The sequence below is a fragment of the Methylobacterium sp. J-043 genome (genome assembly GCF_022829505.1).
In the GTDB taxonomy this organism is placed as follows: Bacteria; Pseudomonadota; Alphaproteobacteria; order Rhizobiales; family Beijerinckiaceae; genus Methylobacterium; species Methylobacterium extorquens_A.
On record NZ_JAKSYB010000037.1, the window covers coordinates 39876 to 62390 of the forward strand.

General features: G+C 65.6%; 17 protein-coding genes, 2 tRNA genes and 1 pseudogene. 13 read left to right on the top strand and 7 right to left on the bottom strand.

Annotated features, from left to right (window positions below; all coding sequences use genetic code 11):
• Positions 1-35: 35 nt before the first annotated feature.
• The 3 genes from xseA (at position 36) to MKK50_RS08230 (ending at position 3088) form a co-directional block, all read left to right on the top strand.
• On the top strand, positions 36-1604 hold the full coding sequence (gene xseA, locus MKK50_RS08220) for an exodeoxyribonuclease VII large subunit (RefSeq protein ID WP_499021670.1): 1569 nt from the start codon (positions 36-38) through the stop codon (positions 1602-1604).
• A 142-nt stretch (positions 1605-1746) separates the two neighbouring features.
• Entirely contained in the window at positions 1747-1974 is a 228-nt protein-coding gene (locus tag MKK50_RS08225) for a DUF4170 domain-containing protein (RefSeq protein ID WP_003599504.1), read from the top strand.
• 169 nt (positions 1975-2143) lie between these two features.
• Positions 2144-3088 carry a ribose-phosphate pyrophosphokinase gene (locus MKK50_RS08230; protein ID WP_003599505.1) on the top strand — a complete coding sequence of 315 codons (945 nt, stop codon included), beginning with the start codon at positions 2144-2146 and terminating at the stop codon, positions 3086-3088.
• 131 nt (positions 3089-3219) lie between these two features.
• Here MKK50_RS08230 and greA read toward each other — a convergent pair whose 3' ends face one another.
• The 3 genes from greA to MKK50_RS08245 all read right to left on the bottom strand — a co-directional run bounded on the left by greA (position 3220) and on the right by MKK50_RS08245 (position 5395).
• Positions 3220-3684 carry a transcription elongation factor GreA gene (greA, locus tag MKK50_RS08235; protein WP_253370182.1) on the bottom strand — a complete coding sequence of 155 codons (465 nt, stop codon included), beginning with the start codon at positions 3682-3684 and terminating at the stop codon, positions 3220-3222.
• Between the two features lie 20 nt (positions 3685-3704).
• Positions 3705-4703 carry an acrylyl-CoA reductase (NADPH) gene (gene acuI, locus MKK50_RS08240; RefSeq protein WP_253370180.1) on the bottom strand — a complete coding sequence of 333 codons (999 nt, stop codon included), beginning with the start codon at positions 4701-4703 and terminating at the stop codon, positions 3705-3707.
• Between the two features lie 92 nt (positions 4704-4795).
• Positions 4796-5395, bottom strand: coding sequence for a hypothetical protein (locus MKK50_RS08245; RefSeq protein ID WP_499021672.1), 600 nt, complete (start codon positions 5393-5395; stop codon positions 4796-4798).
• A 481-nt stretch (positions 5396-5876) separates the two neighbouring features.
• Here MKK50_RS08245 and fdxA point away from each other — a divergent pair, with 481 nt between their 5' ends.
• From fdxA to MKK50_RS08270, 5 genes are all read left to right on the top strand, one after another.
• Entirely contained in the window at positions 5877-6215 is a 339-nt protein-coding gene (gene fdxA / locus MKK50_RS08250) for a ferredoxin FdxA (protein ID WP_253370176.1), read from the top strand.
• A gap of 520 nt (positions 6216-6735) precedes the next feature.
• Positions 6736-7326, top strand: a complete 591-nt coding sequence (locus MKK50_RS08255) for a CarD family transcriptional regulator (protein WP_060771135.1) — start codon at positions 6736-6738, stop codon at positions 7324-7326.
• Between the two features lie 283 nt (positions 7327-7609).
• A complete protein-coding gene (locus MKK50_RS08260; protein WP_253370173.1) occupies positions 7610-8482 on the top strand; it encodes an RNA polymerase factor sigma-32 in 873 nt (290 codons plus the stop codon).
• Between the two features lie 543 nt (positions 8483-9025).
• Positions 9026-9102, top strand: a tRNA-Pro gene (locus MKK50_RS08265).
• Between the two features lie 45 nt (positions 9103-9147).
• A tRNA-Arg gene (locus tag MKK50_RS08270) sits at positions 9148-9224 on the top strand.
• Positions 9225-9460: 236 nt separating this feature from the next.
• On the opposite strand, the gene MKK50_RS08275 is transcribed toward MKK50_RS08270, so the two are convergent.
• Positions 9461-10036: a hypothetical protein gene (locus tag MKK50_RS08275; protein ID WP_253370171.1), complete on the bottom strand. Its 576-nt coding sequence runs from the start codon at positions 10034-10036 to the stop codon at positions 9461-9463.
• 326 nt (positions 10037-10362) lie between these two features.
• Between MKK50_RS08275 and MKK50_RS08280 the strand changes: the two genes are divergently transcribed.
• Both MKK50_RS08280 and MKK50_RS08285 read left to right on the top strand, forming a co-directional pair.
• Entirely contained in the window at positions 10363-12561 is a 2199-nt protein-coding gene (locus MKK50_RS08280; protein WP_499021674.1) for a TonB-dependent receptor, read from the top strand.
• Positions 12562-12638: 77 nt separating this feature from the next.
• Positions 12639-13067 (top strand): annotated as a pseudogene (locus MKK50_RS08285) (transposase); the annotation flags it as partial.
• Positions 13068-13312: 245 nt separating this feature from the next.
• On the opposite strand, the gene MKK50_RS08290 reads toward MKK50_RS08285, so the two are convergent.
• The 3 genes from MKK50_RS08290 to MKK50_RS08300 form a co-directional block, all read right to left on the bottom strand.
• The gene (locus MKK50_RS08290; RefSeq protein ID WP_499021675.1) at positions 13313-14278 is read right to left on the bottom strand and encodes a hypothetical protein; all 966 of its coding nucleotides are present in this window, start codon (positions 14276-14278) and stop codon (positions 13313-13315) included.
• A gap of 114 nt (positions 14279-14392) precedes the next feature.
• The gene (locus MKK50_RS08295; protein WP_499021677.1) at positions 14393-17335 is read right to left on the bottom strand and encodes a glycosyltransferase; all 2943 of its coding nucleotides are present in this window, start codon (positions 17333-17335) and stop codon (positions 14393-14395) included.
• A gap of 8 nt (positions 17336-17343) precedes the next feature.
• On the bottom strand, positions 17344-19374 hold the full coding sequence (locus MKK50_RS08300) for a TylF/MycF/NovP-related O-methyltransferase (RefSeq protein ID WP_499021678.1): 2031 nt from the start codon (positions 19372-19374) through the stop codon (positions 17344-17346).
• Between the two features lie 497 nt (positions 19375-19871).
• Between MKK50_RS08300 and MKK50_RS08305 the strand changes: the two genes are divergently transcribed.
• Genes MKK50_RS08305 through MKK50_RS08315 form a run of 3 tightly spaced genes read left to right on the top strand, consistent with a single transcriptional unit; the run spans position 19872 to position 22431 of the window.
• Positions 19872-20495 (top strand): glutathione S-transferase family protein, encoded by a 624-nt coding sequence (locus MKK50_RS08305; protein WP_499021679.1) that lies wholly within the window; start codon positions 19872-19874, stop codon positions 20493-20495.
• Positions 20492-21397, top strand: a complete 906-nt coding sequence (locus MKK50_RS08310; RefSeq protein WP_499021682.1) for a dTDP-4-dehydrorhamnose reductase family protein — start codon at positions 20492-20494, stop codon at positions 21395-21397. Before MKK50_RS08305 ends, MKK50_RS08310 begins: the two co-directional genes overlap by 4 nt.
• Entirely contained in the window at positions 21397-22431 is a 1035-nt protein-coding gene (locus MKK50_RS08315) for a polysaccharide biosynthesis protein (RefSeq protein WP_499021683.1), read from the top strand. The genes MKK50_RS08310 and MKK50_RS08315 overlap by 1 nt, the downstream gene beginning before the upstream one ends.
• The last annotated feature ends 84 nt before the right edge of the window (positions 22432-22515 follow it).

Sequence of the window (22515 nt, forward strand, 5' to 3'; positions counted from 1 at the left end):
TACCTCACCCGGCCCGTTCCCTAGCGTCCGGCCCCATGCCGCTCGTGCCCCCGCCACGTCCTGCGACCTCTGCCGCCGCCGTGCCGCCGCCAGGGGAGCCGGCGCCCTCGGCGCTGCTCCAGGCCAACACGCCCGAATGGTCGGTCGGCGATCTTGCCGCCGCCCTCAAGCGCACCCTGGAGGACGCCTTCGGTCATGTGCGCCTGCGCGGCGAGATCACCGGCTATCGCGGGCCGCACGGCTCGGGCCACGCCTATTTCTCGCTGAAAGACGGCTCGGCGAAGATCGACGCGGTGGTGTGGAAGGGCGTGCTCGGGCGGCTGCGCCAGAAGCCCAAGGAGGGGCTCGAGGTCGTCGCCACCGGCAAGATCACGACCTTTGCCGGAAAGTCCTCGTACCAGATCGTCATCGACTCGATGGAGCCCGCCGGCATCGGCGCCTGGATGGCGCTGCTGGAGGAGCGCAAGCGCCTGCTCGCCGCCGAGGGGCTGTTCGAGGCGGACCGGAAGCGGCCGATCCCGTTCCTGCCGCGGGTGATCGGCGTCGTCACCTCGCCGACCGGCGCGGTGATCCGCGACATCCTCCACCGGCTGGAGGACCGCTTTCCCCGCCCCGTGCTGGTCTGGCCGGTGCGGGTGCAGGGGGAGGGGGCGGCCGAGGAGATCGCCGCGGCGATCCGGGGCTTCAACGCGCTATCCCCCGACGGCCCGATCCCGCGGCCGGACGTGCTGATCGTCGCCCGCGGCGGCGGCTCGATCGAGGATCTCTGGGCCTTCAACGAGGAGGCGGTGGTGCGTGCCGCCGCCGAGTCCGAGATTCCCCTGATCTCCGCCGTCGGCCACGAGACCGACACGACGCTGATCGACTTCGCCTCCGACCGCCGCGCCCCGACGCCCACGGGCGCCGCCGAGATGGCGGTGCCGGTGCGGGCCGAACTCAGCGCCCAGGTTCACGAACTCGGCGCCCGGCAGGCGGGCACGATGCTGCGGCGGATCGAGCGCGAGCGGGCGGATTTCCGGGCGCTGGTGCGGGCGATCCCCGGCGCCGACGCCTTCCTCGCCGTCAAGCGCCAGCGCCTCGACCTCGCCGACGCACGGCTGCGCCCGGCGCTCGCCGCCAACGCCCGCGATTCCCGCGAGCGCCTGAACCGCCTCGCCGACCGCCTCACCCGGCGCTCTCCGGCAATCGCGCTGGCCGAGGCGCGGGCACGGCTCGCCGCCATCGACCACCGCCCGCGCACCGCCATGACCCGCATCGTCGAGCGCCGCCGCGACCGGCTCGACGCGCTCACCGGCCTGCTCGGGGCGCTGAGCTACAAGGCCGTGCTCGCCCGCGGCTACGCACTCGTGCGCGATGCCGACGGCCTGCCGGTGCGCTCGGCCGCAGCAGCGGCCCAAGCCGCGCGGTTCCAACTGCAATTCGCCGACGGCGCGATTTTTGCGCGCCCCGAGGATGCTCCCGACGACCCCGTTGCGCGCCCCCTTGCCGGCGCCCCGCCCTCACCGCGCCCGAAGCGCGCGCCCCGCCGGACGACGTCCGAGTCCACTCCAAAGGCCGCGGAAGCCGCACCGCAGCCACCCGCGCGGCAAGGATCGCTGTTCTGACCGTTCGCGGCCGGACGCTGTCCCGCCCCCGCATCACCCCCTCCTTGCATGTGAGGCACCTTGACCGGCCCGGCCGCCTCTGCGACCGAGCGGCACGGCTCCTGCCTCACCGGCGGGCCCCAGAATCCCGCAGGAGAGACGCGTGACCACGACGATCGACTCGGACCAGAAGCTCCACCTCGTGTTCGGCGGCGAGCTGGAAGATGTCTCGGGCGTGCGCTTCCGCGACGTGAAGGATCTCGACATCGTCGGCGTCTTTCCCGACTACGCCTCGGCCCAGACCGCGTGGCGCTCGAAGGCGCAGGCCACCGTCGACAACGCGCAGACCCGCTACTTCATCGTCCATCTGCACCGCCTGCTCGAACCGTGATGGGGGCGGGGCGGGGCCTCGCGCCTTGAAGTCCTTCTAACGAAGCCATTGTGAGGGCTGGGCCCCACTGGTATGAGCCGCGCGGCCGGATGCTTGTGCGGTCTCGGACGTAATCGTTTCGCGTCGCGTCCCGCGAATGACTTGCAGAGTGAGCCGAGAGACGCCCGGCATGACGTCGTCCATCAAGATCATCGCCGGCAACGCGAGCCGTCCGCTGGCGGAAGCGATCGCCGGCTACCTCGAATTGCCGCTCGCGAACTGCATGGTCCGGCGCTTCGCCGACATGGAGATCTTCGTCGAGCTGCAGGAGAACGTGCGCGGCGAGGACGTGTTCATCGTCCAGTCGACCTCGTTCCCGGCCAACGACCACCTGATGGAGCTGCTGATCATGATCGACGCGGCGCGTCGGTCCTCGGCACGGCGCATCACGGCGGTGATCCCCTATTTCGGCTATGCCCGGCAGGATCGGCGCACCTCGGGCCGCACGCCGATCTCGGCCAAGCTCGTCTGCAACCTCATCACCGAGGCCGGCGCCGACCGGGTGTTGACGCTCGATCTCCACGCCGGACAGATCCAGGGCTTCTTCGACATCCCCACCGACAACCTGTTCGCGGCGCCCGTGATGGTGCGCGACATCAAGGAGCGTCTCGCCCCGGGCGAGCGCATGGTGGTCTCGCCCGACGTCGGCGGCGTGGTGCGTGCGCGCGCGCTCGCCAAGCGCATCGACGCGTCGCTGGCCATCGTCGACAAGCGACGCGAGCGGGCGGGCGAGTCGGAGGTGATGAACATCATCGGCGACGTCGAGGGCCAGTCCTGCATCCTCGTGGACGACATCGTCGATTCCGGCGGCACGCTGGTGAACGCGGCCGAGGCCCTGCTCAACGCGGGCGCCAAGGAGGTCTCGGCCTACATCACCCACGGGGTGCTGTCGGGCGGGGCGGTCTCGCGCATCGCCGCCTCGCGGATGAAGGAACTCGTCATCACCGACTCGATCCTGCCGACGCAGGCGGTGAAGCTCGCCCGCAACATCCGCGTGATCTCGATCGCGCCGCTGCTCGGCGAGGCGATCGGGCGCACGGCGACGGAATCGAGCGTGTCGAGCCTGTTCACCTGATCCAGGTCCGGGATTCCAAACGGATCATCCCTTTGGCGGGGTGTTGGGGCAGCGCCCCAACGTTCCTCCCCCAGGGCTCCGCCCTGGAACCGCGAAACGGCTCGCCCTTTCGAAACCCCTGACTTTTTTGGTCAGCGGATCTCGGCGATCTCGAACTCGTGGTCGTTCACCGTCACGGTGTCGCCGACCCCCTTGCCGGTCAGCGCGCGAGCCAGCGGCGCGACGTAGGAGATCGAGCCGGCCGACGGGTCGGCCTCGTCCTCGCCGACGATCCGAAACGTCTGCCGGGTCTCGTCCTCGCGCAGCACGGTCACCGTTGCGCCGAAGCGCACGGTCTCGCCCTCGAACGCCTCGACCGGCTCGGCCGAGTTCTTCCGCGCGGTCCAATAGCGCAGATCGCGCGAGACACGGCTGTGGTCGGCCTTGTCCTGCTGCGGCGAGAGGCTGGACAGCTCCGCCTCCAAGCGCGCCACCTCGGCGTCGATCTGTGCGAGGCCCTCGGGCGTCACATAGTTGGTGTGGGAGGAGATGGGCCGATCGGGAAGATCCTCGAAGGCCTCGCCACCTTCCGGCTCACGGACGAATGCTCTGCTCATAAGATATGCAATGCCCAAGCCTAAGCCGCGGTTCCACCGATCGTGACGACGGTGCGGCCCCGCACCTGACCGTCGAGCAGGGTTTCGGCGAGGCCGCCCACCTCCTCCAGGGAGACCGTCCGCGTCATGACTTTAAGCCGATCCCGGTCGAGGTCGCGCGCGAGCCGTGCCCAGGCCTCGCGGCGGGGCCCTTGCGGCGTCGTCACGCTGTTGATGCCGAGCAGGGAGACTCCGCGCAGGATGAAGGGCGCGACCGAACTCGGCAGGTCCATGCCCCCGGCATTGCCGCAGGCGGCAATGGCACCGCCGCCCTTCGTCATTGATAGGGCGTTGGCGAGCACCCGGCCGCCGACCGCGTCGATGCCTGCGGCCCAGCGCTCCTTGGCCAGGGGGCGCGGCTCGCCCGCGAGCGCCTCGCGCTCCAGGATTTCGGCCGCGCCGAGACCTCTCAGGTAATCGGCCTCGCCGCCCCGGCCGGTCGCGGCGATGACGTGCCAGCCGGCGCGCTTCAGGAGCGCCACCGCCACCGAACCGACGCCGCCGGAGGCCCCCGTCACCAGCGCCGGCCCGGCCTCGGGGGTCAGTCCGTGCCGCTCCAGGGCGAGAACCGAGAGCATTGCCGTGTAGCCCGCGGTGCCGATCGCCATGGCCTCGGCCGGGCTCAGGCCTTCGGGCAGCGGCACCAGCCAGTCGCCACGCACCCGGGCGCGCTCGGCGAGCCCCCCGAGATGCGTCTCGCCGACGCCCCAGCCGGTGAGCACCACGGCGTCGCCGGCCCGGTAGTCTGGATGCGCCGAGGCCTCGACGGTGCCGGCGAAGTCGATGCCGGGGATCATGGGGAAGCGGCGCACCACCGGCATCCGGCCGGTCATGGCGAGCCCGTCCTTGTAGTTCAGGCCCGAATGGGTGACCCGCACGGTGACGTCGCCGTCCATCAGGTCGGCCTCGTCGAAGTCGCGCAGGGCGAGGCTCTGGCCGGCCTCGCCCTTCTCGATCACCCAGGCTCTGAACGCCGCCATGGTCCGCTCCTCCCGTTTTATGTCGGGAAGGGAGCTACGGCGGCACGGCCCTGAATCAAGGCCGGCGACCGAGACCGACGCGGCAGCGGGCCTCAATACCCGTCGTAGATGCTGCCCTGCGAGAAGCCGAGGCCCACCGCCACATCCGCGGAGGAGGCGCCGGCGATGCCGAGGGCGTCCGGGATCGAGCCGACCCCAAGGGGACCATAACCGGGACCGGCACCGAAATCGGGGCCGCCCGCGGGCACCCAGGCGGCGCGGGCGGGCTGCACCAGCACCCGGCGCTGCGTGGTGGTGTAGACCGGCGGCAGCGTGTGGGGGATCGCCTCCGGCGGCCGCACCAGCACGCGGCGGGTCTGCACGGCGTAGCGCGGCGGCGTGGCCACCCAGCAACCGACGAGTTGGCCGTAGGCATCTGTGCGCGTCTCCCAGCGGCGCGCTCCAGGGGCGATCAGCACCCGCTCGGACACCGTGTCGTAGATCGGCGGCGTGGTGCGGTAGACGGTGCGCGGCGGCTGGACCAGCACCCGCTCCGCGACGGTGTCGTAGACCGGCGGCGTCACGACGCGGCGGTAGCACTCGGCGCTGACGCAGCCGCCCCCGGCCTGCGCGGGCGCGGCCATGGCGACCGCCGAGACGGCGGCGACGGCAAGAGAAGGGAACAGGCTCGAGCGGGGCAGGGGGGTGGCCATGGAACAACCTCGGAACGCGACTTCGATACGATTTCGGGGCGCCTGCGAGTCCCGTGCGGACCTCAGCGTGGCATGCCATTCGACGTACAGAGTGCGGCCAAGGTTGCTTTCCGAACAAGCTCGATTGTCAAAGACAGTAAAATTAACCAACGGCTAAGACTACGCAGATCTAAACACCGGGCCTCGACTTCGAATTCCGGCCGGCAGGCGGGATCGCACCGGATCGGGAACGGGGGCGGAGGCGTTGCCGGAAAACCCTTCGCGCCGCGCAGGGGAGGGCGGGCGGCAAGGCGCGCTTGTCAGCCCATCGGCCAAGGGCTAGAGCGCTTCCAAATCGGGCGGCGGCGGCGCCCGGAACGCTTGAAACCGCCGCACGAGGGGATCGCATCCGCGAGCGGGTGACGAGCCGGTGAGGAGCGCGCCCGCCCCGGCCCAGGCAAGCCCCCATCCAGGCAAGCGGATTTTAAGGACCGAACGGCCCATGACCTACGTCGTCACCGACAACTGCATCAAGTGCAAGTACATGGACTGCGTCGAGGTGTGCCCCGTGGATTGCTTCTACGAGGGCGAGAACATGCTCGTCATCCATCCCGACGAATGCATCGATTGCGGCGTCTGCGAACCGGAATGCCCCGCCGAGGCGATCAAGCCCGACACCGAGGGCGACCTGGAGGGCTGGCTGAAGCTCAACGCCGACTACGCCAAGACCTGGCCCAACATCACCCAGAAGAAGGACGCCCCTTCCGACGCCAAGCAGTGGGATGGCGTGGGTGGCAAGCTGGAGGCGCATTTCTCGCCCAATCCCGGCTCCGGCGACTGAGCCCCTCCGCCCTGCGCTCACCGGCAGCGCGGCGGCACAGGCTCGGGAAACGCGGCGGCCTCTCGTCGCAGGCGGTTCATCCGGGGCGATCATCCGAACGCATCACGGCCTCCCTCGAAAGATCCGCCGGAAGCCCCGGCGCCGCTCTTTTCGATCCGTGCAAAACCTTCGATCCTCCCATGCGGAGATGCGCCCGCGCGCTGGCAATCCTTTGATTCGCCGGCCCGTTCGTGTTACATGAGGGCTCGCCGTCGCTCACGCTCGATGCGCCCCCTCCTGATCGCCTTCAAAGCGAGTTCCGTCTTCCTGGAAAAGAGGTTGGCTGCGATCGACCGCCGGAAGCATCTCGCTCCCGGCGGGTGCCTTCGTGTGGTGTGAGCAACGCGAGAGCCCGGGAACCGGCCAGCGCCTCAATGGTGCGCCGCCGGACAGAGGCATGCGCCGGGTGTCCCGCCCCGGAGGTGACGAGCGTGCGGGCGTGGACGCGCCCCGCGTGGATGACAGTGGAGGCTCATTCCGCATGACCACAGCCAAGAAGACGACGGTAGCAGGCCGCCAAGGCTTCAAGACCGGCGAGGCGGTCGTGTATCCGGCGCACGGCGTCGGGCGGATCACTGCGATCGAAGAGCAGGAGATCGCGGGCTACAAGCTCGAACTGTTCGTCGTCTCGTTCGAAAAGGACAAGATGGTCCTGCGCGTTCCCACCGCGAAGGCCAACAGTGTCGGCATGCGCAAGCTCGCCGAGCCGGAACTCGTCAAGAAGGCCCTCGACGTGCTGACCGGCCGCGCCCGCATCAAGCGCACGATGTGGTCGCGCCGCGCCCAGGAGTACGAGGCGAAGATCAATTCCGGCGACCTCATCTCGGTCACCGAGGTGGTGCGCGACCTCTACCGCTCCGAGGCCCAGCCCGAGCAGTCCTACAGCGAGCGTCAGCTCTACGAGGCCGCCCTGGACCGCGTCGTGCGCGAGATCTCCTCGGTGAACAAGATCACCGAGACCGAAGCGCTCAAGCTGATAGAGCAGAGCCTCGCGAAATCGCCGCGCCGCGCCAAGGCCGATGCGGAAGCCGATGCCGAGGGCGAGGACGACGTACAGGAAGAAGCCGCCTGAGACGCGCTCGCGCAGCGAATCAGACCGCTGCACGATTCGTACGTGCGAACCAGAGGGCTCGGCGCTATGCCGGGCCCTTTTTTCATGCGGCGACCGTACAGCTCTTGATCCTTTCGTCTCCAACGCCATGCGCCCGCAGGGAACAAGCGTCGCATGGATGTGTTGTGCCTCTGCCACGGATGGCTTGCCCCATGGTCGGGTCCGGCGTTTCGCTGACCGACGGGACTGATGCGAGCCGATCTGAAACGCTCGAACCAAGAATGCTCGAACGAGAGAGGCGGGGATGGCAGAAATCGCGGGGATGCGGCGTCAGTTCATTCGAACAGCGATGGAGGCGCCGTTCCTTGCGAGGGACGAAGAGCGTGGGCTGGCGGTGGCCTGGAAGGAAGCACGCGACGAGCGCGCCCTGCACCGTCTGATCTCCGCGCATATGCGTCTTGTGATCGCGCTCGCCGGCCGGTTCCGCCATTACGGCCTGCCGATGGCCGATCTCGTGCAGGAGGGTCATGTCGGCCTGATGGAGGCGGCGGCCCGGTTCGAGCCGGAACGCGAAGTCCGCTTCTCCACCTACGCCACATGGTGGATCCGCGCCTCGATCCAGGATTACATCCTGCGCAACTGGTCGATCGTGCGCGGCGGAACGAGTTCCGCGCAGAAGGCGCTCTTCTTCAACCTGCGCCGCCTGCGCGCTCGGCTGATGCAATCGACCGAGGAGCAGGTCGGCTCCGAGATCCACGGACGGATCGCGACCGCCATCGGCGTCTCACGCGAGGACGTGGCGTTGATGGATGCGCGCCTGTCGGGACCCGACATGTCGCTGAACGCGCCCGTCGGCGAGGAGAGCGAAGCGTCCTCCGAGCGCATGGACTTTCTGGTCGACAACGCTGCCCTGCCCGACGAAACGGTCTCGGCCCTGGTCGATGGCGAGCGACGGCTGGTCTGGCTGCGACAGGCCCTGACGGTGCTCTCCGAGCGCGAGTTACGGATCCTGCGGGAACGACGCCTCGCCGAGGATCAGGCGACCCTGGAAGCGCTGGGTCACCGCCTCGGCATTTCGAAGGAGCGCGTCCGGCAGATCGAGAACCGTGCCCTGGAGAAGCTGCGTCGGGCGCTCGCCGAGAGGTTCCCGCAGGCACCGAGCAGCGTCTACGCCTGATTTTCGAGGCAGGTCTGATCAAGGGCGGCACCGGTGTGCCGCCCTTTTGCGTTTCAGATCACAATTCGAAGGAGGGAGCCGCCTGTTCGACGGATCATCTCGACCGTGCCCTGGCAGCGGAGCGGGTCGCCCGAGGCGCTGGCCAGCCGCAAGTCGAGACACGAGCGCTCTTGCCCCCCCACCAAGCCGGTAAACCCCGTCACAAGGGCGATGCGCCCGTCACCGGTCACTGCAGGGCCAACCAACAGGGTGTCACGTGGTCGCTCAGATGCCGGCCGTTCCCGCCCTGGCGCCCAGGCGCGACAGGGAACCGTCTCGCGAAGGACGCGTCAGGGCACCACCCTGCTATGCCGCGATGCGGCCGCGCAAAATGATAATTTTTAAATTCCTATATTTATCAGCAGCTTACTATCAAAAAAGCCAGGTCTTGAGCGCGAAAAACCGCCCTTGCCGCGCAAGAACAGCCACGAAGCGCCCCAACCCGCTTGCGACCACGAAAAGTGCCGGCTATAAGCCCGCTCGTCGGCCTTCGGGGGCCGGCATCGGAGTGTAGCGCAGTCTGGTAGCGCACCACGTTCGGGACGTGGGGGTCGCAGGTTCAAATCCTGCCACTCCGACCAAGAAAGAAGAGGAGCACCCTCCAAGGGTGTCAGGAAGTAAAAAAGGCGCCCGTAGCTCAGCTGGATAGAGCACCAGACTACGAATCTGGGGGTCAGAGGTTCGAATCCTTTCGGGCGCGCCATTAACTTCATAAGCTGGAATAAGGGGTTAGATAGTATCTAGCCCCTTTTGCATTTCTGGCGCTGCTTACCAGAAATGGCGGCTGGTAAGCGCATGGCAAGCGTGAACGTGCCAGCCAGCCAAATTCAACGGGAAGCTCGCCAGCGCCCGCTGATGTGCCGCAGCCATCCAAGATGCCCGCAGCACTCCGCCGCCGTCCTGATGCCTCCTGTTGATTTAGTGGGCTCAGGCGCCGAGCTAGGCGGTTCGGCTCTGCGGCGCGAAACCGTGCCGAGCTAGGATCTCGGCTTCGGCGGCGTCCTCCGGCTCCGGCAAGGTCCGTGCGGCCTCCGCCATCGCGGCTTCCCGAGCCTGCTGCTCACGATGCTTGCGCTCGCACTCCTCGTCTACAAGAACGCGACCCACCTCGCTCTGGAAGGATCGCCAATCGCACGCCTTGATGCCCGCGATGATCGAGTCGAATTCGTTGCCGAGGCGCTGGCGCAGCAACTGGGCGACGCGACGGGCTGGCGGTGGTGCGGCTGGGCCGAGGCGGAAGTCGCCGGATGCTCTTCCGGCCCGCTCGGCGGCGCGCATCGCCTCGACCTTTGCGCGGTGTTCCTCCATGAAGCGGGCCTGCGCGGCGCTCGTCTCTGCCTGTCGGGCCTCGGCTTCTCGGCGCTGGAGGATGGTGCGGGCAATCTCGTCCTCTGCCGTCTCATTAGCCTTGGTGCGGGCCTCCCGCTCACGGCGGCGGCGCTCCCGGTATTCGTCGAGTTCGGCCCTGGCGAGTCGCTTGGCTTCCTCGATTGCGTTGTCGTGTGCGTCGGTCATGTCAGAGTCCGGCCTCGGTCCGGTAGTGCGCAGCCCGAGCAGCTTACGGTCCTGAGTCGGCTGATGTTCTATCGGCACAGCGGCCTAGCCAGACCCACAAAAATCTTGCTAGGACCGACTCGATTGTCGAACGACTTGAGAAATCCATGTATTTCTTAGAAGTATTCTAGTTAAATCGTGTAGCGGCGCCGCAACAGCTGCAAACACATGATATATTTTAAGAAGGATCGGAGTTGCGCCTTGGGCTGGACTGGCCGACTGACGCTCGAAGAAGGCCGTTGCGGCGGGACGCCTGCGCCCCTCGCCTCTTCAGGAGTTGCATGCTCATGTCGTACTCTGGACACGCGCATCCCGGATACGCATCCACGGGGCCGGACCGGCGGCTCGGCCTCTGTCTCGCTGTGGTGGTGGCGGCCGGCTGCGTCTCCGGCGCGGCCGCGCAGGAGGAGGTGCGGATCGAGGAGATCTCCGTCGCGGGCAGCGGCGGCGGCAAACCCGTGCCGGCGAACCGCAATGCCGTCGTCGGCCCGCCCCCGCCCGCCTATCCCGGCGGCGTGGTCGGCTACGGCTCGCGGCTCGGCCTGCTGGGCAACCGCAACGTCTTCGACCAGCCGTTCAGCTCGACCAGCTATACCGAGAAGCTTATCCGCGACCAGCAGGCGCGCAACGTCCAGGACGTGGTCAACAACGACCCGTCGATCCGCACCAACGTGCCGGCCTTCTCCGGCATCCTCGGCTTCTTCGTGCGCGGCTTCCCCGTCTTCGCGCAGGACATCGCCTTCAACGGCCTGTTCGGCGTCGCCGACGCGTTCAACCCTGCCATCGAACCGATTGAGCGCGTGGAGGTGCTGCGCGGCCCCTCGACCCTGCTCTCCGGCGTTCCCCCCTTCGGCAATATCGGCGGCATCATCAACCTGATCCCGAAGCGCGCCGGGGAGGAGCCGCTGACCCGCGTCACGCTGGGCTACGGCAACGACGCCCAGATCTACAAGGCGATCGACGTCAGCCGCCGCTTCGGCGAGGCGAAGGAATGGGGCATCCGCTTCAACGGCGCCGTCAACAACGGCCGCACGCCGATCGACAACCAGTCCATCCATTTCGGCGTCGCCGCGCTCGCACTCGACTACCGCGGCGAGCGCCTGCGGGCGAGCCTCGATCTCGGCTACCAGGAGCTCGACTTCCAGTCGCCCCTGCGCAACCGCAACGTGGCGGCGGGGGTGCGCATCCCCCGGGCGCCCGACCTGACCCTGAACCAGCACCAGCCCTGGGAATTCCGCGACAGCGCCAATCGGCAACTCGCCACCCGGGTCGAGTACGACCTGACGCCGGACCTGACGCTGTACGGCGCCTACGGGCGCTCCAACTTCCGGCAGGAATATTTCGGCGGCGTCCTGACGATCTTCAACACCCGCGGCGACTACCGCGACCCGATCAGCTACCTGCCGTTCCTCATCGTCAACCAGACCGCGGAGGCCGGCCTGCGCGGCACGTTCGAGACGGGGCCGGTCAAGCATAGCTTCGGCCTCGCCGCGGTCGGCTTCTGGCAGGATCTCGCCCAGCCGACGGCGCAGGTCGTCGGAGCGACGATCGTGTCGAACCTCTACGATCCGGTCTACGTCGCCCCGCGCTCGACCGTCGGCCTGTCGAACGCGACGCCGCGCACCTCGAGCCGCATCAACCGCAGCATCGCCATCGCCGACACGACGTCGATCCTCGACGACCGGATCCTGCTCACCGTCGGGGGACGCTGGCAGAGCCTCGACGTGAACGCCTACAACCAGACCACCGGTTTCCGCACCGGCGCGAGCGAGAGCGGCGCCTTCTCGCCGGGCCTCGGCCTCGTGGTGAAGCCGTTGGAGCGGCTCTCCCTCTACGCCAACTACATCGAGGGACTGACCTCGCCGGCCCCGCCGATCGCCGCGCGCAACGCCAACGAAGCCTTTCCGGCCGCCGTGTCGCGGCAGACCGAGGTCGGCGCCAAGTACGATTTCGGCACCGTCGGCGTCGGCTTTGCCGCCTTCGAGATCGAGCAGCCCTTCGGCTTCCTCGACACGGCCACCCAGCTATTCTCGGTCGATGGGCGCCAGCGCAACAGCGGCGTCGAGCTGACGGTCTTCGGCGAGCCGGCGCCGGGCCTGCGCCTGCTCGGCGGCGTCAGCCTGCTCGACGGCGTGCAGGTGCGCTCGCAGAACCCGGCCAATGTCGGGCGCATCGCCGTCGGCGTCCCGGACGTTCAGCTCAACCTCTACGGCGAGTACGACCTGCTGCCGGGCCTGAGCCTGAGCGGCCGGGTGATCTACACCTCGGCGCAGTACTACGATCTCGCCAACAGCCAGAAGATCCCCGACTGGGCGACGCTCGATCTCGGTCTGCGCTACGCCACCGTGTTCCAGGATCATCCGCTTACGCTCCGGGCGAACGTCGTCAATGTGACGGGCAACAACTACTGGGCCTCGACGGGGCGGGGCATCCTGAGCCAGGGGGCGCCGCGGACCGTTCTGCTCTCGGCCTCCATGGATTTCTAGCAGGCTGCTGAAGAAGTCGCTGGCAAGCTTGTCGCGGAGATGACTCTCTCTGTCCGAGACAGGTGTGAGGTCGGGCGATGCGTGGGCGTGAGGAACGGTCGGAGAGCCTGTTCAGCTCAGTTCGCCTGGAGGAACGCGTTCCGGCAGATCATCCGCTCCGGCCTATCCGGGCTTTAGCCGACGAGGTCCTGGCCGGGCCGAACGGACACTTCGAGGCGCTGTGTTCCCAGATGGGGCGGCCCTCGATCCCGCTGCAGGCGTTCTTCTCGGTGCGCTCCGCGCGGATGCGGATGGAGCAGATCGACGACAATCTGCTGTTCCGGTGGTTCGTCGGCCAGAAGATGGATGCCGCGGTCTGGCATCCGACGGTGTTCACGCACAATCGCGACCGACTGCTGGAAGCGGAGGTCGCCCGCGCCTTCCTGTCGGGCCTGCCGGCGCTGAAGCCGGTCAAGCGGCTCCCGTCGAGCGACCACTTCTCCGTCGATGGCACGTTGATCGAGGCCTAGGCGAGAGGGGCGACCCAGGCTGGACCGAGGCGCGTCCCGCGCGCCGCGGCACCATCACCGCCACCGGGGCGGGCCTCTTCAGGATGGGCGATCTTCGAAAACGCAGCGGCAATCCCCCAAACCGAACTGTGCCCCAGACTTTTTCAGCAGCCTGCTAGACGCTCTTAAGATCTTCCCTATGGCTCATTCAGTACCAACGAACGGCACGCTTGCCGGAACGCAGGTCTCTCGGCCGAAATTTATCAGAAGTAGGCTCCAAAGGCCTCGGTTGGACTGTCACTCCATTCATTGACCTTCTCTATGAATTTCTGTGCTTCACGTGGCCGGACGAATATCTCTGGGTTGATTTGTGAATTGTAGAAGGTCGTATTAAATCTACGCCCCATTATTCCAAAGAAAAGCTGAAGAACGCCCCCAACATATACTGCTTTTTTTCCTAAATCGTCCTGTATGAATGCCCCCAGCGGCGTCGCGTATGACGCACAAGCCAGCAAAGCAATATCGAAGTCTATAGCTGATATTTCGCGCTTCATCCGCTCCAGAGTCGAGAACCAATCCTGGTCCGGGAAAAACTCAGCGGGCAGCCCGTGATACGTAATAGGAGTCGTATACGTCAGCAAATCAAACTCAGGGTATTCGTAGTTCTTGAAAAACTGGTGCCGATTTGGATGCTGATCCTGGATTGTTTCGGAAAATGGAGTGATTGCGAGGACCTTCTTTCCTACGAGAGCCTCACTAAAAACCGAGAGCAAAGACGGCCCACCAGCAACAAGCCGCTCAATGAAATTGTAGGGAATGAGCGTCATGGTGCGGTCTGCACCGATGACCTCTCGTACCCAGTGCTCACATCTTTCTACGGCCGATTCGGGCGGGGGAGGAAAATCGATAATTTCGGGAAAGAACGGGGCGATCAAGTATGCGTGGCCGACCGACAAGGTATCGGAGGCTCGGTAGGATTTCGTGAGCAGGCTGAGAAATTCGGGAACTCGTGAAGTGTCGCTGCACGTATCGTAGTAACCCGTATAGATCTCCAGCTCCTTCTTAGCGTTGAGGAAGGCATCGGAGCCGGAAGAAGTACCCTGGGTGAAGACAGCCGCGTTGGTATCGACGCCGCCGAGCCGACCGAGGAAAGCCGGCTCCGGCCCGAGCAACAAGTTCGAAACGTGCCGTGCGCAGTCTTCAGGTGGGAGTATCCGGTTTAATGCCATGTCGTAGCTCCGAACCATTCAGGGATTTGAAAGAAGTGAGAAATGAGCGCCCATCCGCCCGGCGCTATCTTGAGCGGAACGAGCCGATCAACGATTTCATACTGAGAATATATTTCATTTTATCATAGCCCTGAAATCGGAAAACATTGTGCTATTTATCTTATTTCTATTTTCGGGTATTGAGTAGGTTACTGACCAAAATGTACTGCTACCAAGGCCAATCTGCTCTCCGTCATACAATTTGGAATGCATGACATCAGGCGCGAATGTCCGGACCTTCGCGTTGTCTTTAGCGACATAGGCGACGGCGAGCGCAGCCTGATCGAGATGCCACTGCGCTCGGTCCGGACGTGCCAGCAACGAGGCAAGATAGCGCGCGATGCGCCCGAAGAAGGATGCAGCAACGGGGCCGCGACCGACGAACACCACAGAGGCTGAGACAAGCGACAGGATGTTGAGGGCCGCCTGCGGGAACACCAGCAGGCCCGCATCCGCGCCCCGCATCGCCTCAAGCAAATCCCCCACGGGCCGAACCACAAGCTGATCGGCATCCGTCAGCAGGAAGGGACGCCCGATTGCTTGCATGATGTCGGGAAGAGCGAGGAAGCGTGCGCAGGCATAGTAGGTCTTGCGCTGTGTTTCGTCGAAAGCTGAAAGATCGACGGTTTCGGTCGAGATGGAAAGCGGGATGCCAGCCTGGGCGCGGAGTTGCGCCAACGGCGCTGCGATCTCCTCGCTGGGATTGATGATGTGGATGTGCAGGCCGGCCGTGACACCAGCGTTCCGTTGGATTGACGCGAGCACCGCTGCGGCGAAGGTGTGGAAATACGTCACGTCGCAGCAGAAGCAAAACACAACCTCGCAGGCGGCGTGACACGCGGACAGGTCGGCTCGGTCGAGATCCACCTTACGATTGTAAAATCGGTCAAACGCATCGCAGCTCGCAGCGTCGGGCTCATCGAAGCGAAGCGTGACGGTGTTGGTCGTGCTGCCGTTGTCGAGCGGCACGGTGAGGGGCTTCGAGAAGAGCCGTTCGGCTTCGTTCAGCCGACCGAGATAGGCCTTGAGACTAGCCAGCCCATAGCTGATGCTCTCGCTGTGCGGTTGCCTGTCCCAGGCCCCTTGCATGTCGACAAGCGCGTCCGCGAAGCGGCCGAGATGACATTTGGCGATCGCACGGACATGCAGCAGCGGCGCGGGTACGCCCTCGGGAGCCAGGGCCACCGCTTGATCGAAGACCTCGATGGCACGTTGGGGCTGGCCCCGGGCCGTATTCGAGATCCCGAGCGCGACCAGGGTATCGATCGTTGGGTTGAGCGCATTCGCCCAATGCAACATCTCGTGGGCGGTCTTCACACCGCGGGCGGTGAGTTGCTCGTGAGAGGCGATGAGGACCTTCTGATGCGAGAGACGCTGCGCTTCGCTGGCAGTGCCGAGCGGGAGATGTTCCATGCCGGCCGCCTTGAGTGACCGCAGGTACCGGACACCGTCCTCGAGTGCCCTCAATTGCTCAACCTGCCGTCCATGGACGGGATCGTTGCCGAACCGGCGCAGCAGGTTCTGCAGGCCGTCCATACTCTTATTCACGTGCCGCGATGCCGTGCCGGCATCGCGCTCCACGACGGTCAGCACCTCGTTCAATCCGAGGATGTCGTGCCGCACGCTCAGATCGACCCAGGCAACGACGTCCTCCGCGAGGGCCGCATCCGCGAACACGAACCCCTCCGCAACAACAAGTCGATGCAGCATCACCGTCGGCGTCGCGATCGGGCAGTTCGAGATGATTCTCGGATAGATCCGCCCGGATGCAAGGCCGGACTCGATCACGCTGACGCCGGCCACCCCCTCATCGACGACGAGGTAGGAGGTGTGCGAGGCGACAGCCCCCTGCTGCATCATCGCGCGGAGCTGCACCTCGATCTTGTTGGGCAGGAACAGGTCGTCGGCATCGAGAAAGGCGACGTAGTCGCCCTGGCAGCGGCTGAGGCCGAAGTTGCGCGCCGCACCCGGGCCGCCATTGGGAATATGGAAGAGCTGCACCCGGGCGTCGGAGCCCACGTCGCGCAAAAGATCATCCATCGCCTCTGTCGAGCCGTCATCCACGAGGACGACGTCGAGGTGAGGGTAGGTCTGCGCGAGAATGCTCTCCAGGGCCCGGCGAACCAGACCGATCTCGTTGTAGAAGGGCATCACGACGGAGACGAGGGTCTTGGAGAAGCAGCGGTCCCGCTGCTCCTCCAAATGCCGCACGGTGCTGACGTAAGTCGTCGGCGCCAGGATTTTGCGCGTCTCCTCGTAGAAGCGCCACGAACTGCCGTACATCTGCGCACGCTCGATCTCGGTCGTCCCGTCGATCATGGCCCGCCAAAGGGTCTCGCCCTCTTCGGCGATGTCCGGGCGCTGCGAATCCTGGCTTGGATGGACGCGGTAGTGGACGAGCGACTGCGGCACGTGGAAGAAGTCGGTCTGCCGAATGAGCTGCCGCCAGAGTTGGAAGTCTTGGGTAAAGCGGCGACTGAGGTCGAACGGACCCGGGATGGCGCGCAGCAGGCCGATGGGGATGAAGACGGTGCAGCCGTTCACGGCGCCGCGAAACAGCGGCACCATCGGCGAGCGCTTGAACTGCTCATGGTCGAACTGCACGTTTGCGAACTGCTTCCCATCGGAATCGATGAGGGTGTAGTTCGAGATCAACATGGCGTCCGGCCGCCCCAATCGCTGCCAGAAGGCGACTTGGACGGCCGTCTTCTCGGGCGCGTAGAGGTCGTCGTGGCTGAGCCAGCAGAAGAAGTCGCCTGTGAGTTCCTCGACCGCCTTGTTCAGGGCACCGGCGACGCCCGTGTTCGATTGATGGAAGTAGCGAATCTTGTCCGGGTGCCGCTCGGCATAGCGCCGCGCCACAGCGTCGGTGACGCCTCCGTCGGTCGAGCCGTCGTTGACGATGACGATCTCAACGTTCTCGTAAGTTTGCGCGAGTGCGCTCTGGAGCGCCAGTTCGAAATAAGTCCCGCCGTTATAGACGGGCATGACGATGCTGACTTTCGGATGGTCCGACATCGGAGCAATCACTTTGCCTTGCGCCAATAGACAACCGCCCCGTCCACAGCGACGATCGGCTCGTTGATGTTCCGCCGTGCCCGATAGGCCTCGATTGCAGCCCGGCCGTCCTCCCCGACATCGTCAGCGACGATGAAGCCGCCGGGTGCCACCGTCGGGTAGAGAGCCTCGAGTACATCCGAGATCGAATCGTGCCAACCGCCAAGCCGCAGCAGGGCGAGGCAGCGGATCGGCGCTCTGGACAGCGTGTCTTCGAACCGACCGGGTAGGAAGGCGACTTGCCCATCCGACAATCCGAAGCGCTCGAATCCTTCCCGGAGCGCATCGAGCGACAGCCCGCGCTCCGGGTCGTCATCTTCCTTCGAGGGACAAGGTCCGGCGAAGGAATCCGCGAGCCAAACAGTGCGATCGGTGACGCCATGGGCGGCCAGGATCGCCCGCATGTAGAGACATGCGGCCCCCTGCCGGGCACCCGCATCGAGGATATGGCCTTCGACGCCGTCCGCCACCACCGTCTCCAGAAGGTGCCGAAGGTTGCGCAGGCGCGCCTTGGGGATCGGGGGGAAGCATCCCCCATGCGCCGCGCCCCCCGGCAAGGTCAGCTGCCCGGCCAGCACCGCCTCGAGAAGATCGAGGTAGAGCCGGCGGGCGGCGGATGCGAGCCCGCGCGTCCCCTTGCCGGCGGGATCCATATCCGTACGACCGGCACGGGAACTCCCGAGCCGGACAGCATCGGCAAGGGTGGCAAGGCTCGGCGCCTCGGCCCGGAGCAACTCATTCGCCTCGCGTAATGCCCTGACTCTCTCGGCAAGAGTTGCCACCTCGGCCCGGCTCGCGATGAGAGCGGCCTCCTGCTCACGCTCGCGCTGCGCGACGTGTTCGAGCAGGGCGGCCTGGAGCTGCATGGCGTCGCGCTCGGCGCTGGCCTCCCAGTCGTGGCGCTCCCCGCCATGCGGCGACGGCGGGCGGTCCGCCGCAGCCCGAGGGGGGGCACGCTCCACGTCAACCCGGCTCAGTTCGGCCCTCGGCGCTGTCGCCGCCCGCTCGCTGGCGCGAACCGCCGCCGCCAATTCATCGTTTCGGGCGACCGCGCGCTGGAGTGAGGCGGTGGCGACATAGAGTTTCAGTTCAGCTTCGTTTCCCGCTCCGCGCAGCCGCTCCACTTCGGCTTCAAGCACATTCTCGCGCTCCCGCGCCGCCGAGGGCAGTGCCCCGAGCGCCTGCGGCTCGCCACCCCGCACCCGCGCCGCAAGCTCGTCGTTCCGGGCGATCGCACGTTGGAGTGAGGCGGTGGCGACATAGAGTTTCAGCTCAGCTTCGTCCCCAGCTCGGCGCAGCCGCTCCGATTCGGCTTCTTGCACGGCCTCGCGCTCCTGCGCCGCCGAGCGCATCGCGGCGAGTTCACTCCGAAGGCCGCGCAGCTCATGATCACGCTGCTCAACAAGGCCGCGCATCCTCTCCGCCTCTGCCTCCAGGGCAGCGGACCGCGCCTGCAGCTCCAGCACCGCGGCGTAACATGCCTGTTCCGTCTCGCCCATCGGAACGCCGAAAAGCCCGAGCACCTCTTCGTTCGAGGCGTCCGATTCTCGTACGGGCCGTGGATGGACCACCGGTGCGCCCAGGACCCGGCCTTCGACGAGACCATATTTGAGATAGTGGACGAGCGGGTTCAGACCGGCCGTCCTCAAATCCGCGTAGCTCGCGAGATAGAGGGCTCCATCGAAATCCGGCCCTGGCCGTCGGCCCTCTGCCCCGCCGTACTGAAGGTAATGCTGGAGGGGATCGATCTTCGCGTTCGCGACGTCCTTGTTCGCCGACAAGTAATAATGGGAGTCGAACAATCCGGAGGCCCGTATCAGATGGGCCTCGAACGCAGGCGACAGCAGCGCCTGAATTTCACTCCAATTCCCATACCAGCTTCTCAAGCCACCGAGATCGCCACCAACTTTCCCAATGGCAATCGATAGGACATCCGCCCTCCAAGAAAGTCGTGTCGCTAGATCGTGACGTCCGACATCTTGGCTATCCACCGTGATCATTGGCCGGCATTCCTAGATGCATGAACGTCCCTAGCAAATCAGGGGATCGTGACCCGCTTCCTCGCCGGCCTCCCTAGATCATCTCTCTGACCATGGCCAGGGTCGACACAGCACAATCGAGCCAAATTCCAGGTTGCCGGATCATAGAAGCCCACCCGCCATATGCACACTTTAGGTTGATGAAAAGCTCAGATTTGGCGAATTATGTTCTTTCAAGTTTAGTTGTGGTCCGTTGATTTACGCTTCTCTTTCTTTATGGTGCGCTACGGGCGCTTGTTGGAATGCCCCTCGAAGCGCGTCGTCGAGCCGGGATCGAGCGACTGCCGTGATTTCGGGGTGCCACAACCCAGGCAGGCGACGTGGGTCCGGAGACGGGATTCGGCTCTCTCGAAAGCATCCTCAGCCCGAAAATGGCACTCACGAAGAAAAACAGCATCAACGTGCCGCTTCAGATTTCAGAGGGGAGCAGCGCACCTGGGGAGGCTGGATCGAGCACCATGGATCTGTTCTACGCGCCGCGATCCCCCTTTTCACGGAAGATCCTGACGGTGATTGTCGAGCTTGGGCTCGAATCGCATATCCGGCTGATTCAGACCGACCCGTGGAACGACGAGTCGCTTCGCCGTTACAATCCTGCCTGCAAGGTGCCGACGCTTCTGCTCGATGACGGGACGGCCCTGTTCGACTCGACCGTCATCGCGCGTTATCTCGACGAACTCGCCGGACACCGGTTGGTGCCGGCCGGCATCCGTCGCTGGGATGCCGGCCGACGCGAAGCGCTCGGGGATGCGCTGGCCGAAGCGGTCATCCGTCGCTTCGTCGAACGGATGGGCCCTGACTGCGATCGCATTGCTCGGGTCGTGGCCCGGCAGGAGGCGGCCGTAGCGGCCATTCTCGACCAACTGGAGGCAGAGCACGCCTGGATGGAGGCGCCGGTCGATCTTGGCCATCTCGCCATTGCCTGCGCCCTCGCGTATCTCGACGGACGATCGCCGGAACTAGAATGGGATCGAGGACGGCGCTTGCTCGCAGCATGGTTTTATGATTTCCGTGCCCGACCGTCGATGACCATCGCAACTACCCCTGAAATCGGCGCCTTTCGCACCGCCGTTTCGAGATGACTGCATCGTCAGAGGATTTAACTTTGAAGATTGCAATTTTGGGTGCTTCCGGAATGCTCGGAAGCACGACTTTCCAATACTTGGCACATCGCTTCCCCGGCAGCGTTTATGCAAGCGTGCGCTCGTCCTCGGCACGGCGATCCTTCCCGGACGATCTCGCCGCCAACATCGCCGTCGGGATCGACGTCGAGAATGCGGACGCGCTGGCCGGCTTCCTGCGTGACGTGCGGCCCGACGTGGTCCTGAACTGCGTCGGGGTCGTCAAGCAGCTCGCCTCCGCCGAGGATCCACTGGTCGCGATCCCGATCAACGCCATCCTGCCGCACCGGCTTGCACGGCTGGCCGACCTCGTCGGCGCCCGCCTCATCCATGTGAGCACCGATTGCGTCTTCACCGGCCGCAAGGGCGACTACCGCGAAAGCGACGTGCCGGATGCGGAGGATCTCTACGGGCGCTCGAAGCTGTTGGGCGAGGTCGATTACCCGAACGCGGTCACGCTGCGTACCTCCATCATCGGGCGTGAGATCGGCAGCCGCAACGGTCTCGTCGAGTGGTTCCTGGCTCAGAGTGGGTCGGTGCGCGGCTACCGGCGGGCGATCTTCTCCGGCCTCACCACCGACGAGCTGGTGCGTGTGATCGCCGACCACGTCCTGCCGAACCCAGGCTTGCGCGGCGTCTACCATGTGAGTGTGGACCCGATCAGCAAGTTCGACCTGCTCGGGATCGTCAAGGACGTCTACGACGTTGCAACCGAGATCGAGCCCGACGACGCGGTGGCGATCGACCGCTCCCTCAACTCGGAGCGGTTCCGGGCAGCCACCGGCTACGCGCCGCCCTCATGGCCGGACCTGATCCGCACCATGCGTCGCTTCCACGACGAAGCCTTCTCACGGATCCGCTGATGTTCTCCGGCAAGACACTCCTCATCACCGGCGGCACCGGCTCCTTCGGCAACGCGGTGATCCAGCGCTTCCTCGCCACCGATATCGGCCAGATCCGCGTCTTCAGCCGGGACGAGAAGAAGCAGGAGGACATGCGCCTCCTGCTGCGCGATCCGCGGATCCGGTTCTTCATCGGCGACGTGCGCGAGTACAACTCGATCGCGCAGGCGGTGAAGGGCGTCGATTACATCTTCCACGCGGCGGCGCTGAAGCAGGTGCCCTCCTGCGAGTTCTATCCGATGGAGGCGGTGCGCACGAACATCCTCGGGGCCGAGAACGTGCTGAACGCCGCGGTCGCCTCAGGCGTCGAGCGGATGGTCGTGCTCTCGACCGACAAGGCGGTCTACCCGATCAACGCCATGGGCCTGTCCAAGGCGATGATGGAGAAGCTGACGATCGCCAAGTCGCGCATGCTGGCCAAGGACGACACGATCCTGTGTGCCACGCGCTACGGCAACGTCATGGCCTCGCGCGGCTCGGTGATCCCGCTCTTCGTGAACCAGATCAAGGAGGGGCGCGACCTCACCATCACCGATCCGACGATGACCCGCTTCCTGATGTCGCTGGAGGATTCGGTCGATCTCGTGCTGTTCGCCTACCAGCGCGGCCAGCAGGGCGACATCTTCGTGCAGAAGGCGCCCGCCTGCACGGTCCAGGATCTGGCCGAGGCCCTGCGGACGATTTTTGAAGCCAAGAACGAGATCAAGATCATCGGCACGCGCCACGGCGAGAAGCTCTACGAGTCGTTGGTCTCCCGCGAGGAGATGGCGCGGGCCGAGGACATGGACGGGTTCTACCGCATCCCCGCCGACGACCGCGACCTGAACTACTCGAAGTTCTTCACGTCCGGAGAGACGGCGATCTCGGCCGCCGAGGACTACACCTCGCACAACACGCAGCGGATGAACCCGCAGCAGGTCATCGATCTGTTGCTGAAGCTCGACTACATTCAGCAAGCCCTGAAGCCGGCCTCGCGGGCCAGGGCCGCCTCCTAGAGCCGTATCCGACCTGATGGCATCAGGTCGGCGTCTCTAGGTCCTTGTTTTGACGCGCATTCTTTCGACGAACCGGTGGCTACT

What these genes read in the sequence shown, in the direction of transcription:
- xseA (WP_499021670.1), top strand. Translation starts at nt 36, where the DNA reads ATGCCGCTCGTGCCCCCGCCACGTCCTGCGACCTCTGCCGCCGCCGTG.
- MKK50_RS08230 (WP_003599505.1), top strand. Translation starts at nt 2,144, where the DNA reads ATGACGTCGTCCATCAAGATCATCGCCGGCAACGCGAGCCGTCCGCTG.
- greA (WP_253370182.1), bottom strand. Translation starts at nt 3,684, where the DNA reads ATGAGCAGAGCATTCGTCCGTGAGCCGGAAGGTGGCGAGGCCTTCGAG.
- acuI (WP_253370180.1), bottom strand. Translation starts at nt 4,703, where the DNA reads ATGGCGGCGTTCAGAGCCTGGGTGATCGAGAAGGGCGAGGCCGGCCAG.
- MKK50_RS08245 (WP_499021672.1), bottom strand. Translation starts at nt 5,395, where the DNA reads ATGGCCACCCCCCTGCCCCGCTCGAGCCTGTTCCCTTCTCTTGCCGTC.
- fdxA (WP_253370176.1), top strand. Translation starts at nt 5,877, where the DNA reads ATGACCTACGTCGTCACCGACAACTGCATCAAGTGCAAGTACATGGAC.
- MKK50_RS08255 (WP_060771135.1), top strand. Translation starts at nt 6,736, where the DNA reads ATGACCACAGCCAAGAAGACGACGGTAGCAGGCCGCCAAGGCTTCAAG.
- MKK50_RS08260 (WP_253370173.1), top strand. Translation starts at nt 7,610, where the DNA reads ATGGCAGAAATCGCGGGGATGCGGCGTCAGTTCATTCGAACAGCGATG.
- MKK50_RS08275 (WP_253370171.1), bottom strand. Translation starts at nt 10,036, where the DNA reads ATGACCGACGCACACGACAACGCAATCGAGGAAGCCAAGCGACTCGCC.
- MKK50_RS08280 (WP_499021674.1), top strand. Translation starts at nt 10,363, where the DNA reads ATGTCGTACTCTGGACACGCGCATCCCGGATACGCATCCACGGGGCCG.
- MKK50_RS08290 (WP_499021675.1), bottom strand. Translation starts at nt 14,278, where the DNA reads ATGGCATTAAACCGGATACTCCCACCTGAAGACTGCGCACGGCACGTT.
- MKK50_RS08295 (WP_499021677.1), bottom strand. Translation starts at nt 17,335, where the DNA reads ATGTCGGACCATCCGAAAGTCAGCATCGTCATGCCCGTCTATAACGGC.
- MKK50_RS08300 (WP_499021678.1), bottom strand. Translation starts at nt 19,374, where the DNA reads ATGATCACGGTGGATAGCCAAGATGTCGGACGTCACGATCTAGCGACA.
- MKK50_RS08305 (WP_499021679.1), top strand. Translation starts at nt 19,872, where the DNA reads ATGGATCTGTTCTACGCGCCGCGATCCCCCTTTTCACGGAAGATCCTG.
- MKK50_RS08310 (WP_499021682.1), top strand. Translation starts at nt 20,492, where the DNA reads ATGACTGCATCGTCAGAGGATTTAACTTTGAAGATTGCAATTTTGGGT.
- MKK50_RS08315 (WP_499021683.1), top strand. Translation starts at nt 21,397, where the DNA reads ATGTTCTCCGGCAAGACACTCCTCATCACCGGCGGCACCGGCTCCTTC.